Source organism: uncultured Campylobacter sp. (assembly GCF_938045225.1).
Taxonomy (GTDB): Bacteria; Campylobacterota; Campylobacteria; order Campylobacterales; family Campylobacteraceae; genus Campylobacter_A.
The window spans coordinates 1-14,512 of sequence record NZ_CALINL010000080.1 but is presented as its reverse complement, the minus strand read 5'-3'; the positions used below and the strand labels follow the sequence as shown (position 1 = coordinate 14,512).

Genomic DNA, 14,512 nt, shown 5'->3' with positions numbered 1-14,512 from the left:
GAGTCAAAAGACCCTTTAAATTTACGTTTGTTACATACACCCGCAGCCGCAGCCTCCGCTTGATTTTATCGCGTCAAATACCGCGTCGTAGTTTGGCTCATCCGTGATCTCGGGGACGATTTGTTTGTGGATGACGACGCCGTCTTTGATAACGAAAACGGCTCTAGCCAAAAGCCCTGCAAGCGGTCCTTCGCCGATGATTACGCCGTATTTTTCGCCGAACTCTCTAGCTCTAAAGTCGCTGCCGACTTTTAAATTTTTGATGCCCTCCGTAGAGCAAAATCTACCCATCGCAAACGGCAGATCCATCGAGATCACGCTTAGTTTGATCGCCTGTTTTGCCGCCATTTTTTCGTTAAATTTACGCGTCTCAGTCGCGCAAACGCCCGTATCTAGCGACGGTACTGCGACTAGGATCTCGATGCCGTTGTTACCGCCGACCTTAAACTCGCCTAGATCCTGCCCGACTAGCGTGACCTCAGGCGCATATGAGCCCACGAATACCTCTTCGCCTTTTAGCGCGATGTCTGCGCCGTGAAATTTGACTTTTGCCATATTTTTCCTTTGTTTTAAATTTAATCGTAACGCGGATATTACCATACTTTTAACAATGGCTGAAAAACAAAGGCACGCCGATAAATTTAAGACGGTAGTTATCTACAAAGTGCTATACTATTTGACATCAGTTATCAAGGAGTGACAAATGAGCGACAAAGAAATCCTAGCTTCGCTCGAAGCAAAACGCACGAAATGCGTCGTCTACACCCGCGTAATGGGCTATCACCGCCCGGTAGAGAGCTTTAACCTCGGCAAAAAAGGCGAGCACAAAGAGCGCGTCAAATTTTGCGAGCCAAAATCCCGCTAAACTCCTGCGAGTAAAACGTGAAAGACGCTGATTTTCCGCTTTACTCGCTCACCCCCTTTACGACCCTAGACTACCCCGACAAAACCGCCTGTATAGCGTGGTTTGCGGGCTGTAACATGCGCTGCGCCTACTGCTACAACGTCCCTATCGTCACAGGCGCTGGACAGATCAGCTGCGCCGAGTTTATCAAATTTTTAGACAAGCGCAAAGGCAAGCTTAGCGGCGTGGTTTTTAGCGGCGGCGAATGCACGCTTAGCCCAGCGTTTTTACCGCTAGCTAACGAGGTAAAGTCTCGCGGATTTTCGCTCAAAGTAGATACCAACGGCTCAAATTTGACCGCGCTTGGACAGGCTATCTCGCTAAATTTGATCGACTATATCGCGCTTGATTTTAAAGCGCCGAAGGAGAAATTTCTAAAGGTTACCGGCTTAAATTTATATAAAAATTTCTTGCAAACGCTTGAGTTTTTACTACAAAACGGCTTTAAATTTGAGATTAGAACGACGGTGCACGCGGACTTGCTGGGCGAGGACGATATCTCGGCGATGAGCGAGATTTTGTACGAGCACGGATACAGAGGCGTTTATTATCTGCAAAATTTCCTCGACACGGGCGAAAATTTTGGAAATTTAGCGCAAGCAAAGGCTAAATTTGATCCAAATTTGATCCGTTCAAATTTGAAAATAGGGCTTAGAAATTTTTAATATTTTTAGTCAAATTTGACTTGCAAAACGGTAAATTTTTATTTCCAGTTGTGATATTTGCTGATTTTAATAAACGTCACAATCTTTTTTAGCTCAGGCGCGTCGCTTAGAGCCTGCACTTTTACGCTATATTCGCCTTTTTCGAGCTCAGCGCGGAGCAAAACTTCATCGTGAGCAAAGCCTCCGTTTGGCGCGCTGTACCATGAAGCCGCGCCGTATTTTGACAGATCAAAGGTTTCGGTTAGGGTGCTTAAATTTTGTTTTAGATCGTTTACCTCACCGCCTTTTACGTAGTTTATTTTGCGGTTTTGTAGAGATTTGAGCATAACTTTTAGCAATATTTTTTCGCCCGTACAGGCCGCTTTTTCCTCTCCACTCGTGCCAATTGGCTCAGGGACGCCTTGCGTCGTATAACCGTAGTAGCCGGCTAGCTTAGCGGCTGTAAACTTCTCGCAAAACCACTTCGTAAACTCGTCGCTGCCGTATCCCGGGAAGACCTCCTCGCTGAGCTTTTCTTCCTCTTTTTGCTTTTGCGGATCTCGCGCGTAGATGAAACTTACCTCGTAGATACCGGCCTTTTTGACGCTGAAATTTATATCGGTCGCGCTGCCGGCCTCAGGCATATCGACCTCTTTATAAATGCCGTCATCAAGCGTATCGCCTCCCAAAAATCAAATCCATAACAAAAAACGCCGCAAAAAAGCAGCAAAAATAGGTAAAATTTAACCTTCAAATTTGACGTTTTATCTGTTTGGCGCGTAGGTTTTTACCTCATATAGCAAGAAATCATACACGCGCTGCTGCACGAGGCCTTCGTATTCGTCGGCGTCGATGAGTCTGCGTAGGTGCTCAAAGTCGATCTTTAGCGCATAGTTTTTGTTTGCTCTGATAGCCTGATCGATCGCTAAGAGCAAGCTATCAAGCGTCATCGGGTCTTTGCGTTTGATACGGGAGACATACTCTCTGGTGGTTTCGATAAGTACGCGTTTACGGTTCTCGTCGCCGCCGTAAATTTCGCTCGAGATATCGTATAAATTTGCAAAATCGTCCTCTTCGGGATTGAGTTTTGCCGAGATGATAGCCGCAAATATCTTCGCGCGAAACTCCAGCGAGCGGTGGTGATAGACCAAAAACTCCCTAAACAACGACAAAAATTTACATTTTATATCAAATCCCATGCTGCCGCCTAAAATATATTTAAGTAAAATTTGAGTAAAATCGCTCTTGCCCTTTCTTAGACCTGTGCAATGTCTCTTCTAGGCACCGCTTCAGGGTGGGAACACAGCAGAGCACTTAGGCTAGGCGTGTGCCGCAGTCATCTGAGAGAGGGTTTTTTAAACCTGTAAAAGCGAAAAATGCTCCTTAAAATCATCGCAAACTTTTAAAAAATTCACTCCGTCCAAGCTCTGATTTTTCTGAAAAAATTTATCCATATTATTAAAGCCTTCGGTTAGTTCGTTTGACTTCACACCGTAGCTGATCGAGATCCCCGCCTCGAAAAACGCCGCGAGTTTATCGCAAATTTTAAGCGCTTTGCCGTCGATGGCGTTAAATTTATCCTCGTTTACGTTCTCCATCGTTCCCTCGTGATGTAGAGGCTTTTTCTCACAAATTCTATTTTCAAACTCGTTTTTGATAAATTTGCCGCCTTCCATACGGATACCGAGGATATAACTAAACTCGTCTCTAAAATTTTCAGGCACGAAAGGCAAAATTTTCTCGTCTATCAGGCGCATTTCGTATTCGCTGATTATCTCGTTTAGCCCTTCGATACCGTATTTTACGGGGCTAATGATATCGCGCGTTAGCGACTCTGGCAGATCGTGAAAGAGCGCGCAAAAGAAGTTATTTTCTAGCCTTGATTTGCAGGCCTTAACCTCAAGCGAGTAAAAATAACTCAAAATCGCCACGACTAACATGTGACCTAAAACCGTCGTTTCAGGGATGCGAGGCGTCTGCGCCCAGCGCTTTTGAAAGCGCAGTCTGCCGGCTAGATCGACTAGCTTGGCTAGCTTTTGATTCATCACGATTTTGCGTACGCCTATTAGCTCGTAATAATCCTCTAGCTCCTCCTCCACACGCGCTTTTAGCTCGTCTATGTCGCTTAAAAATTTACTCGTTTGATAAACGATCGAAAACTCCCAGCGCGTCGCGAGGTAGCTAGCGGCCTTTAGGATCAGGCGCTCTTTGGCGTGAGCCTTGTCTTTGTGCGTGAGATAGCGGCGCATCCGCTCTAAAAATTTACCGCCCTCGACGTCTTTTACGAGCCCTTCTAGGATCGTTAACACCCAGGCGTTTATTTGCTCGTTTTTGGTTTTTTGCATCTGATGAAACACATCGGGGCGTATATCCGTAACCACGACGCGCGCGAGAAACTCGAAAATACCCGCCTCGATGATATAGTTCATATCGGCATTATGCTCGAGCTTTGCGATAAAATACGCGATGATAAATTTATGCGCCTGCTTATCAAGCTCGACTAAATTCGTCATCTTCGGATAGTCGTTCCAGCGCGAGATGGACGCGGCCTTAAAGATGTGTTCGATCAGCTGTGCGCTTATCATTTATCTTCCGATGATTTTTTCACGACGCGAGCGCGCTTTTCGCCGGCAAATTCAGGCTTTTTAAAACCATCTTTACTACCAGCCCTTCGCGGTTTATCATCAAATTTATCTTTACTCGCGCGAGGTTTTCTATCGCCGGTTTTTGCGCTTTTTTTATCGACGCCGAAGCTTTTTGAGCGAGAACCGTCTTTGCTAAATTTAGACTCGCGTCCGCCGTAGCCGCCTATACCAAAACTTCGGTCGCTATCTCGTGTAAATTTTTCAAATTTCGGCGCTTCAAAGCTTTGTTCTTGCGTTTTTTTGATTATCTCGTCCGAGCAAATTTCAATCACCGTATGGACGTTGCCGCGCGGGTTAAAGTCGCCCGTGATTTTCATCCATTTTGGTGCTAGCTTTCGCTCTAAAACGTCGTAAATTTCGTTTATGCTATCTTCGTGGCTGATGTTGCGCGTCATGAAGCTATTGATATAAAGTTTGATCGCTTTTAGCTCGACGACGAATTTAGCCGGCACGTACTCAAGATATATCGTCGCAAAGTCTGGATATCCCGAGCGCGGGCATAGGCAGCAAAACTCCGGTAACGTGATCTTGATCTTATAGTCGCGTTCGTGCTTGTTTTCCCAAATTTCCAGGTCTTTTTCTACGTCAAATTCGCTTATTATTTTCTCGCCGTATTTTGGTTCTACGACCTCATTTTCTTGCATTTTTTTCCTTTAAATTTCTTTTGGCTTTTCTATGAAAAAGCCCTGCGCGAAGTCGGTCTGATAGCGCTCCGCGATGTTGTAAAACTCGTCGTCCTCCACAAATCTCACGATGGATTTTACACCTACTCTTTTCGCGGTCAAATTTAGATTTTCAAACAGAGTTTTAAATTTGTCGTTTTTGATATTTTTGTTAAATTCGATGTCGTAAATAACAAAATCTATCGGCAAATATTTAAAATATTCAAAGCTCGCATTATTGCCGCCGAATTTATTAAGCGCAAAACGAAAACCTAGGTTTTTATACTCCGTCAAAATCTCTCTAAATCTATTTATCTCGTCATACACTAGCTTCTCGCTAAACTCGAAAATAACGCGGTTTGGATCGATTTTACCTAGCTGTACGAACTCTTTTATAAAATTCGTAAATTTTAAATTTCTAATCGAAACCGACGAAATTTCGATCACGATCGGATCTTCGTCTTTAAATTTAAGCTCGGATAGCTTTTTGATAACGTTTATGTCAAAAAGCACCTCATAGCCATTTTTGTTCGCGATATTTTGCACCTTTGCTTTTGAGACGAGCCCTTGTTTATCGGTATAGACTTTTACGATGATATTTTTAAAATTTTGCCCGAAACGAAGGCTTTTAACGAGCTGAGTTTGAAAGATAAATCTTTGCATATCGATGCAGTTACAGACGTCTTTTTCAAGATCGTCGGTGATATCTACTTTATCCTCGTTATCGCTCTCGTTTAGCTTTTGGATGAGATATGAGACCGAGTTTTTGAGGCTTGCGGAGTGATTTATGTCGATAGCGTCAAATTTGATCTTTAGCTCTATATTGTATATTCCGTCGCTTAAAATGCTCTTTTCAAAAACATTTAAAAGATGGATTAGCTCGGTACTTTTACTCTCGCAAAAGATCAGAAAATACTCGTTTGAATATCTACCGATAAGCGTGTTTTTAGACACTTTTTCGTTTAAAAATTTCTCTAGCCGCTCGACTAGTCGTTTGAGCAAAATATCGGTGCTAACAAAGCTGTAACGCTCGTTTATATCGTTTAAATTTTCTATCTTTAGCATTAGCATATTGCCGCCGCTTTTGCCTTTAAATTTAGAAGCCTGCTTTGATAAGAGTCTTAAAATTTCATCTCTATTATAGGCTTTTGTTACTTGATCAAGCACGCTTGTTTGAAAGCTCTGGTAAATTTTATAGGCCGTGAAATAAACTTGACATAGAACCAAAATGGTGATCAAAATAACATCGTCGGCGTCAAAATTTATATCGTCTTTTTTAACGAAAATATAGATCAAAATAATAACGCTGAAAATAAATATCGAGGATACCTCGAGCGCGGTTTTAAACCTATTTGATCGTTCTTTTAGCTCTGATTTTAGCATTTATACGTCCAAATGTTTCACGTCTTTTGCGTGCTCTTGTATATAGTTTCTTCGAGGTTCGACCTCGTCGCCCATGAATAGATTAAACGTATCCGAAGCGCTTACTACATCGTTTATGTTTATTTTTAGCAAACGGCGGTTTTCAGGATTCATCGTCGTTTCCCACAGCTGCTCGGGATTCATCTCACCAAGGCCTTTATAGCGCTGTATGTAAGCGCCTTTTTTGGCATTTTTCTCTATCTCGTCCAGTACGTCTATCACGTCGCCTTTTAGCTCGATGCCGCGCTCTTTTATCTTTTGACTGATATAAAGCGCTTCCTCGTAAAGCGGATTTGTAAACAAATTTTCGTTTACCAAAAGCTCTTCCAGGCCGCTTTCTGTTTGCACGTAAATTCGCGCTTCTTCGTCGCTGACGTAGGAGTTTAGGATATTGTGCCCCTGAGCTTCTAAATAATTTTTCAAAATTTCATAAATTTCGCCGTAACTTTTTGAAACGATATCAGGTTTTTCGATCATATATCTAACCGCGGAAATCACGCTAAATCGCTTTTCAAGCTCTTTTAACACGCTTCTATAAGCCGCTACTATCTTTAAAAAGTCTATAAGGTCTGCGTTTCCGATACCTTCAAACTCGACTCCTTCGATGCCGTTTTCTATTAGAAATTCATTCAGAGCTCTTTCATCTTTTAGATAAATCTCTTTTTTACCCTTTTTATAGCGGTAAAGAGGAGGCTGAGCTAGATATATATGACCGTTTTCCACGACTTTGTGTAAAAATCTAAAGAAAAACGTCAAAAGTAGCGTCTGAATATGGCTACCGTCGACGTCGGCATCGGTCATGATTATGATCTTGTGGTAGCGTAGTCTCTCGGCATCAAATTCATCGCCGATACCGCAACCTAACGCAGTTATCATATTTTTTATTTCGTCGGATTTTAAAATTTTATCTAAACGCGATTTTTCGACATTTAAAATTTTACCTTTTAGCGGCAAAATCGCCTGAAACACTCTATCGCGTCCTTGTTTAGCCGAACCGCCTGCGGAGTCGCCCTCCACCAGATAAAGTTCGCTAATGGTAGGATCTTTACTTTGACAGTCGGCTAGTTTGCCCGGTAGCGTTCCTATGCTTAGACCCTCTTTTTTACGAGTTAGATCGCGAGCCTTTTTGGCAGCTTCGCGTCCGCGCGCCGCCATTAGCGCTTTTTCCATTATCGCGCGAGCTTCGATCGGGTTTTCTTCAAAATACTTGCTAAGTACTTCAAAAACCATCTTTTGAACGATCGGTTTTACGTAGCTTGAGCCTAGTTTTCCTTTCGTTTGGCCTTCAAACTGCGGTTCCGGTACTTTGACGCTGATAACTGCGATGAGGCCTTCGCGGATATCTTCGCCCGTGATTTTCGTGTCTTTTTCGCGGGCTGCGGCGTTTGCAGAGATATAGTTTGTTATCACGCGAGTTAAACCCGCGCGAAATCCAGCCTCGTGCGTACCGCCGTCAGGGGTTTTAATGTTATTTACAAAGCTTAGTAAATTTTCGCTGTAAGTATCATTGTACATCAGCGCAAAATCAACCAAAACGTCCTCTTCACCGCCGCTAAAGGATACCGCTTTACTTATGGCTTCGTTTTTATTTAAATCAGTTACGAAACTCTCAAGTCCGCCCTCGTAGTGAAAGCTCTCGCTTCTACCGTTTCTTTGATCTTTAAAATTTATAGTTATTTTCGGGTTTAGATAGGCTAGCTCGCGAAAACGTTTAGTTAAAATTTCATCGTTAAATTCCGTAACCTCAAAAATGCTGTCATCCGGCCAAAACTCAACCTGAGTTCCCGTTCTATTCGTAGTTTTTATGATCTCAAGATCGCTTTGCGGGATACCCTTTGAAAACTCTTGTCTGTGTAGTTTACCGTCGCGTTTGATATTTACGACCAATTTTTTAGAAAGCGCGTTTACTACGCTAACGCCTACGCCGTGCAGACCGCCTGAGACCTTATAAGTATCTTTGTCAAATTTACCGCCTGCGTGAAGTACGGTTAAAACGACAGTTGCGGCTGAAATTTTCTCCGTAGGGTGCATACCTACCGGTATACCGCGTCCGTTATCGGTGATGATAGCAGAGCCTTCGCGCGTTAGTTCTACGTCTATCGTATCGCAGTAGCCCGCCATCGCCTCGTCTATGGAGTTATCGACGACCTCGTAGATCATGTGATGTAGGCCGCTTATGTTGGTATCGCCGATGTACATGCCGGGGCGTTTTCTAACGGCTTCGAGACCCTTTAAAACTTTAATATTTTCCGCGCCGTAATTTTGCTGCATTATTTACCTTTATTATTTTATAAATTTATCGGCATGATTACCGTTTTTAGCTCGTTTGAGCTCACCGTAAAGGCTAAATTCGAGTCGTTAAATCCAAATTCGAAATGTTCCTCTTCGATGCTCTGTAAGAAATCAAGCAAGTATCTATTTTTCACGCCGACGTAGATTTCTTCTTCTAGTCCGGTTGCAAAATCTATAGTGGTTTTAGCCTCAGAGTTATCTTCGACTATACTTTCAAAACTTATGGTTTGAGGCGCAAATACGATTTTCATGCTTTCAGAGATTATCGAAACGGTTTTGATGCCTTCTATCATCTTATCTCTGCTTAGTCTTAGTCTTTTCTTTATCTCTTGTGGGATTACTCTGTTGTAGTCAGGGAATCTGCCGTTTATCAGTTTTGTAAAAAACTCGAAATTTGCGCTTTGAGCGATCAGAGTCGTATCGTCGTAGTAAATTTCGATCTTATCAAAAAATAGCTTTTGTATCTCGCTAATAGCTTTTTTCGGGATTATCAAAGAAAATTCGCTTTGAGTCGGCGTTTCAAATCTAAATACGCTAAGCCTTTTGGTGTCGGTACCGACGATATTTATATAGTTTTGCTTAATGTCAATAAGAGCACCGTTTAGCTCAAATTTAGGGTTGTTATTGTCGATGCTTGTAAAAATTTTCTTTAAACTTCGTCCAAGCATTACGGCGTCGACTTCAAATTTATTTTTATTTTCTATCGTCGGGAAATTTGGAAAATCTTCAAATTTATACATCGGAAGTTTATATTTTGAGTTTTTTTGTTTTATGTAGAGATAGTTATTTACAGTTTCCAGAGTAATTTCTTCGTCTTTTAGGCTTCTTATGATATCAAGCAGCTTTTTACCGTTAGCAGTAGCATTTCCTTCGTCCATGATTTTTACATTTGAGAGCTTATAGGCTAATCCGATCTCGTGGTCGGTTGCTTTTATGTTTAAGATACCGTCTTTAGCTCCGATAAATATATGCGAAGTTATAGCGCTTAGGTCTTTTCTCTCTAGGTAAGAATTGCTATTTGTTACGATGCTTTCTAAAGCGTTTTTATTAATCGCGACTTTCATTTTTTTCCTTTTGTTTTTAAATTTCTTTTAGTAGCATTAGTAGGGGGCGTGAAAAGTTTAAAACTGCTTTTATTTGCTTTAAATAGGGAATTTGCAGCGTTAAAAAAACTGCTTATTTTTTCACTTTTATTCACGTTTTTACTCTTTGGTTAAAATTTTATTCTTTAGTTCTTCGACGCGAACTTTGAAATACTCATTCGTTTCGATTAGCTCGTTTATTTTTTTTATGCTATGGCTTACTGCAGAGTGATCTTTCATGTTGAAAAATTGCGCAATCTGCGGCATCGAGTTTGGCGTCAAATTTTTAGCCAGATATATCACGATGCGCCTAGCTTCGACGATATTTTTTGAGCGTGATTTGCTTTTCATCTCGCTTGGTTTGACGTTTAGCTCTTTGCTTACGATTTCAACGATATTTTCTAGATTTATATTTTCGCGCTTTTCTTTTATCTGATCGCGCAGGATATTTTTGGCAAATTCTAGCGTGATTTCTTGTCTCATGAGCCTTGCGTAAGCGTTTAAATTTATTATCGCACTTTCGATTTCTCGGATGTTATCGCCCATATTTGTAGCGATGTAGTTTATGACGTCTTTGTCGAGGTAAATTTTATCAAATTCGCATTTTTTCTTGATTATTGCGATTTTAGTATCGAGCTCAGGCGGCGTGATATCGGCGATGATACCCCACTCAAAACGCGTTCGTAGCCTATCTTCAAAGCCTTTTAGGAGTTTTGGTTGGCGGTCCGAGGTCATCACAATCTGGCCGTTTTTAGCGTGAAGCTCGTTAAATGTGTGGAAAAATTCCTCTTGGATTTTATCGGTTTTTCCTAAAAACTGTACGTCGTCAATGAGTAAAACGTCGCAGTTTCGGTACTTTTCGCGAAATCGCTCCATAGAGTGGTTGTTGAGGTTATAGGTAAAATCCGTTATAAACTGCTCGCTTGTTACGCAAATGACCATTTTGCCGCCGTTTAGGCAAAAATTTCCGACCGATTGCAAAAGGTGAGTTTTGCCAAGTCCCGTCGGGCCGTAGATAAAAAGCGGATTGTAAATTTTACCCAGCTGCTCGGATACGGCTTTCGCGCTTAGAAATGCAAATTGATTCGAGTCGCCGACGACGAAATTTTCAAACGTGTAGCTTGGATTTAGCAGGCTGCTTTGCGCTTTTATCTCTTTTACGTCCACTTTTTTAGCCGGTTTGCTTTGTGTTTTGGTCGCGGCTTGGACGTTGATTACGGGTTTTTGTCCGGTTTTTACTTCAAAAAGATGAGCGATTTTGGAGGCGTATTTGGTCTGGATAAATTTGGCGATAATCTCGTTTGGCGCGTTAAATACAATGTTTGTCGAATTTGAGCTTTTTTCGTTAAATTTAAGCTGCTTGATATAGCATTCAAATTCTGACGGTAAAATTTCTTTGGAAAGTAACTCCAAAACCTCGTTTGCGACCAAATTTTTGCCTTTAAGATTGATTCGCTAGATTTTATCTTAAATTTGTTAAAATGGCGTTGAAATTCGTTTTTCACGCCGTGAAAAAAGCGTGAAAAACCGTTGAAAAGGACGAGATGAAAATTTTAGGAATCGATCCGGGATCGCGAAATTGCGGCTATGCGATCGTCGAAAAGACGCCTGTGAAAACTGTTTTGATAGAGGCGGGACTAATCAAAATAAAACCGAATTCTTTGCAGTATCAAATCACCGAACTTTGCGAGGGACTTGACCTGATTTTTAAAAATCACAAATTTGACGAAGTAGCGATCGAGGACATATTTTTCGCTTATAATCCAAAAACGGTTTTAAAGCTCGCGCAGTTTCGAGGGGCGCTCAGTCTTAAAATTTTGCAACTTCACGGCGATTTTGCCGAGTACACGCCGCTTCAGGTTAAAAAAACGGTTACGGGCAAAGCCAAGGCCGACAAAGAGCAAGTAGCCTTTATGGTTAAAAAAATTCTCGGTATCACGAAGGAGATCAAGCCGCTTGACATCACCGATGCCATCGCTATCGCGCTAACGCATGCGAATAATTTACGCTTAAGATAAGCTCAAATTTTTGTTTGTTATTTAGCAAAATTTGACTTCAAATTTTGCTATTTTTAGAGCAAAATTTGATGGCTTGAAAATTTATCTCCGCGCTCAATCAACTACCTCGATCCCAGCATCTGCGCAGACTTTTCGCGCCTTTTTGGATATACCGATGCCAGTCGTTTCGATTTTTTTAAGATTTTTGAATTGTGCAAGCTCGGCGGCGTCAATGTTTTTAATGTCGAAAAGCTCGTCCTCGCCGTCCCAATCAGGCGCGATTTGCAGATAAATTTCGTTTCCGCCGTCAAGATATAGTTCGCTCACTTGCTCCGCCAAATTTGCGGGGACCGGATAGTCCTTGAACCACTTTTTGGCTTGCGGCAGCGCGCCGAAGTCCGCGTAGGGATCGATGCCGCGCTCCTCGCAGTACTCAAACACGTCAAATTTGGGCTGTAGCAGGGCTTTTTCATACATCAGCTCGTTCATCACGGCGATTTTGAAATTGAAATTTTTAAACGCTAGCGTCTCGCCCGCCACGCGTGGAAGCTTAAATTTATCGCTCGGCCTCGGCTTTACCTTTTTCTCTTTTTGATTTATGCAGACGCGTCCTATCGGCATTTTCGCAGCTCGCACGATGTCTGCGATCTCGTCGGTGTCGTGCTTAGCGAAGCGCTCGGCGAAGTCCATTTCGTCGATTTTTTGTTGCACGGTCTCGGCGAGAGCTAGCGAGACTTCAAATTTGCCCAAGCTAAGCTCCAAAAATATATATGCGCTGCGCAGCTCCTGCTCTGGCACGGCCTCAAGCGGCGGTCTGCCTTCTAGCGTGAACGCGCCGCCGTAGAGCTTGCGCGGAACCTCGTGCTGCACGCCCTTTGCGACCTCAAGCATCAAATTTATCTCGGAAAGCCTCGGTTCTGCGAGCTCTACTGTGCGCACGAAGGCGAAAATCCCCGCCTCATCCCAAAAATAGCGGCTTTTGCCCTCACCGTCATCGATCACGCGCGGCTGGCCCAAGGCTTCATTAAATTTAGCTAGATCAAACCCGCAGTTTACGCCGTTTATAAAAACGCCGTCCGAGCGCACGTCGATGTCAAATTTATCCTTTTTAAAAATATCAAATAGCCCCATTTTATCGCTCCTGATTTTGCCTTAAATTTTTCAAAAACACGTAAAATTTACACACGGCATTTGCTTGTAGCTTGTAGGTAACACAAAGCGCTCTATTATTCCTGATTTACGTGATCCTCAAAGATAAATTTATGCTCCTGCGGCAGCGACTCGTAAAGCTTTAGCGATAGGTTTCTGATCTCCCAAAGAGCTGATTTTGAGCTGCGAAGCGAGAGGAAATTTTGTAAACTGCGCGCGTTTACGCTCCACGTGAGCTCGGTTTTGTAGCACTCAGGTAGGCAGTATTTGACGATGTCGAGGCTTTTTGTCGTGTTTGCAAGGATTTCGCGCAAATTTTCTAGCGCTTTGATGCTTGCGTTATCGACCGTTTCGTCGCCGGTTAATACAATAAATCTCGCCGCCCGCTCAAAGTCGCCAAGCTCAAATTTAGCCTCTTTTTTTAGTTCTTTTAGCGTATAGCGCGTTGATTTGACGCTGAGGCTCGCCACGCGGTGACGGGCTAGTTCTTGTAGCAGGGCGCGCGAGATGCCCTGGATGTAGAAGTTGTAGGAGAGGTGCTCTAGCGTGCTGGCGTGTTTAAATTTATTGCCGACGCGCTCGATGAGCTCAACGTCTTTTTCGCCGCCGTTATCGCCTTTTTCGAAGCTTTGCCAGCATGTGCGGATCGCGTGCGAGCAGATATTTAGCGGGGTGTAATTTAGAAGCGTTACTTGCATTTAGTCTCTTTTGATTAAATTTAGCTCTAAATTTAGCTAAAAATCGATAAAAATTTGATTTTATAGCCAATAGTTGGACAAATTTACCCTTGTACGATTGCGATGTCGAGTTTTCTATTCATGCAGTCGGTTAAAAAAATATTGATGAGCGTTTGGTACGGTACGCCTTTTTTATTTGCCATATTTTTAAAATATTCTATCGTGTCGGCATTTATATTCATCGAAATTTGCTTTTTTAACTGCTTGTCTACATACGGATTTTTTATCGCTTTTGAGAAGTCGTATTCTTTTTTCATTTTCGCTCCTTGTATTGTTTGGCTTCGTTTTTCGTTGCTTTTCTTGAGGAGATTATTCTGATCGTATCGTTTTCGCGGTAACAATGTACGACGAGCAAAATTCTCTCCTTTTGACTCATGCCTAAAATTAAAAATCTTTCTTCATCGTTTGAATGATCTTCGTCAAAAAGCACTAACGCAAATTCATCGGCAAATACGCTTTTAGCTTCTTCAAAATCAACCCCGTGCTTTGCGACATTTAGCCGTTCTTTGATCAAATTCCATTCGTAATTCATAATGCGATTATAATGATAGAATAATTATAAAAAGATAAATTCGGCTCTCAAAAAGAGAGCCGATGAGGTAAATTTATTTTAACTGAAGCAACGTGTTTAGCATCTCGTCGCTCGTGGTGATCGTCTTTGAGTTAGCTTGGAAGCCGCGCTGTACGACGATGAGCTGAGTTAGCGAGCGAGATAGATCGACGTTACTCATCTCAAGGCTTGAGGCTGAGATCTTGCCGCGTCCGGCAGTTTGAGCCGCGCCGATGATAGGATCGCCGGAGTTTGCCGTGCGTGAGAAGAGGTTTCCGCCTTCGCCGGCTAGGCCTTGATTGTTTGCAAATTTAGCTACGCCCACTTGCGCTAGTCCTAGGCTTCTGCCGTTCGTTAATTATCCTACTAGCGTTCCGCTTTGATCTATCCTAATACCGTTTAACTCGCCACTAGCGTAGCCGTCTTGG

15 protein-coding genes, 1 other RNA gene and 2 pseudogenes are annotated in these 14,512 nt (G+C 42.5%); 4 read left to right on the top strand and 14 right to left on the bottom strand.

Annotation, left to right across the window (positions count from 1 at the left end):
* Positions 1-30: 30 nt before the first annotated feature.
* Entirely contained in the window at positions 31-555 is a 525-nt protein-coding gene (gene tpx, locus Q0200_RS03540) for a thiol peroxidase (protein WP_297937802.1), read from the bottom strand.
* A gap of 148 nt (positions 556-703) precedes the next feature.
* Between tpx and nrdD the strand changes: the two genes are divergently transcribed.
* Positions 704-865, top strand: a complete 162-nt coding sequence (gene nrdD, locus Q0200_RS03535) for an anaerobic ribonucleoside-triphosphate reductase (protein WP_004321737.1) — start codon at positions 704-706, stop codon at positions 863-865.
* A gap of 17 nt (positions 866-882) precedes the next feature.
* A complete protein-coding gene (locus Q0200_RS03530) occupies positions 883-1,569 on the top strand; it encodes an anaerobic ribonucleoside-triphosphate reductase activating protein (RefSeq protein ID WP_297937799.1) in 687 nt (228 codons plus the stop codon).
* Between the two features lie 38 nt (positions 1,570-1,607).
* Here Q0200_RS03530 and Q0200_RS03525 read toward each other — a convergent pair whose 3' ends face one another.
* Together Q0200_RS03525 and Q0200_RS03520 are read right to left on the bottom strand one after the other, a co-directional pair.
* Positions 1,608-2,237, bottom strand: coding sequence for a DUF5625 family protein (locus tag Q0200_RS03525; RefSeq protein ID WP_297937796.1), 630 nt, complete (start codon positions 2,235-2,237; stop codon positions 1,608-1,610).
* Positions 2,238-2,312: 75 nt separating this feature from the next.
* The gene (locus tag Q0200_RS03520; protein ID WP_004321731.1) at positions 2,313-2,747 is read right to left on the bottom strand and encodes a hypothetical protein; all 435 of its coding nucleotides are present in this window, start codon (positions 2,745-2,747) and stop codon (positions 2,313-2,315) included.
* A gap of 53 nt (positions 2,748-2,800) precedes the next feature.
* Here Q0200_RS03520 and ffs point away from each other — a divergent pair.
* Positions 2,801-2,898: signal recognition particle sRNA small type (ffs, locus tag Q0200_RS03515), an RNA gene on the top strand.
* Positions 2,899-2,903: 5 nt separating this feature from the next.
* Here the strand turns inward: ffs and Q0200_RS03510 are convergent.
* From Q0200_RS03510 to dnaA, 6 genes and pseudogenes are all read right to left on the bottom strand, one after another.
* Complete coding sequence (locus Q0200_RS03510) at positions 2,904-4,133, bottom strand: HD domain-containing protein (RefSeq protein ID WP_297937792.1); 1,230 nt, start codon at positions 4,131-4,133, stop codon at positions 2,904-2,906.
* Between the two features lie 305 nt (positions 4,134-4,438).
* Positions 4,439-4,837 (bottom strand): annotated as a pseudogene (gene queF / locus Q0200_RS03505) (preQ(1) synthase); the annotation flags it as partial.
* A 9-nt stretch (positions 4,838-4,846) separates the two neighbouring features.
* Positions 4,847-6,238 (bottom strand): EAL domain-containing protein, encoded by a 1,392-nt coding sequence (locus Q0200_RS03500; RefSeq protein WP_297937790.1) that lies wholly within the window; start codon positions 6,236-6,238, stop codon positions 4,847-4,849.
* Entirely contained in the window at positions 6,239-8,548 is a 2,310-nt protein-coding gene (gene gyrB, locus Q0200_RS03495; protein ID WP_297937787.1) for a DNA topoisomerase (ATP-hydrolyzing) subunit B, read from the bottom strand. It abuts the gene before it with no gap.
* 17 nt (positions 8,549-8,565) lie between these two features.
* Complete coding sequence (dnaN, locus tag Q0200_RS03490; RefSeq protein ID WP_297937783.1) at positions 8,566-9,633, bottom strand: DNA polymerase III subunit beta; 1,068 nt, start codon at positions 9,631-9,633, stop codon at positions 8,566-8,568.
* 138 nt (positions 9,634-9,771) lie between these two features.
* Positions 9,772-11,082, bottom strand: a complete 1,311-nt coding sequence (gene dnaA, locus Q0200_RS03485) for a chromosomal replication initiator protein DnaA (RefSeq protein ID WP_297937780.1) — start codon at positions 11,080-11,082, stop codon at positions 9,772-9,774.
* A 113-nt stretch (positions 11,083-11,195) separates the two neighbouring features.
* Here dnaA and ruvC point away from each other — a divergent pair, with 113 nt between their 5' ends.
* On the top strand, positions 11,196-11,669 hold the full coding sequence (ruvC, locus tag Q0200_RS03480; RefSeq protein WP_002952622.1) for a crossover junction endodeoxyribonuclease RuvC: 474 nt from the start codon (positions 11,196-11,198) through the stop codon (positions 11,667-11,669).
* A 93-nt stretch (positions 11,670-11,762) separates the two neighbouring features.
* Here ruvC and Q0200_RS03475 read toward each other — a convergent pair whose 3' ends face one another.
* From Q0200_RS03475 to Q0200_RS03455, 5 genes and pseudogenes are all read right to left on the bottom strand, one after another.
* Positions 11,763-12,779 (bottom strand): hypothetical protein, encoded by a 1,017-nt coding sequence (locus tag Q0200_RS03475; protein ID WP_297937777.1) that lies wholly within the window; start codon positions 12,777-12,779, stop codon positions 11,763-11,765.
* Between the two features lie 95 nt (positions 12,780-12,874).
* The gene (gene thyX, locus Q0200_RS03470) at positions 12,875-13,495 is read right to left on the bottom strand and encodes an FAD-dependent thymidylate synthase (RefSeq protein ID WP_122873030.1); all 621 of its coding nucleotides are present in this window, start codon (positions 13,493-13,495) and stop codon (positions 12,875-12,877) included.
* A gap of 83 nt (positions 13,496-13,578) precedes the next feature.
* Positions 13,579-13,791, bottom strand: a complete 213-nt coding sequence (locus tag Q0200_RS03465) for a CopG family antitoxin (protein WP_297937773.1) — start codon at positions 13,789-13,791, stop codon at positions 13,579-13,581.
* The gene (locus Q0200_RS03460) at positions 13,788-14,066 is read right to left on the bottom strand and encodes a BrnT family toxin (RefSeq protein ID WP_297937770.1); all 279 of its coding nucleotides are present in this window, start codon (positions 14,064-14,066) and stop codon (positions 13,788-13,790) included. The genes Q0200_RS03465 and Q0200_RS03460 overlap by 4 nt, the downstream gene beginning before the upstream one ends.
* A 73-nt stretch (positions 14,067-14,139) precedes the next feature.
* Positions 14,140-14,512: pseudogene (locus Q0200_RS03455) on the bottom strand (flagellar hook-basal body complex protein); the annotation flags it as partial.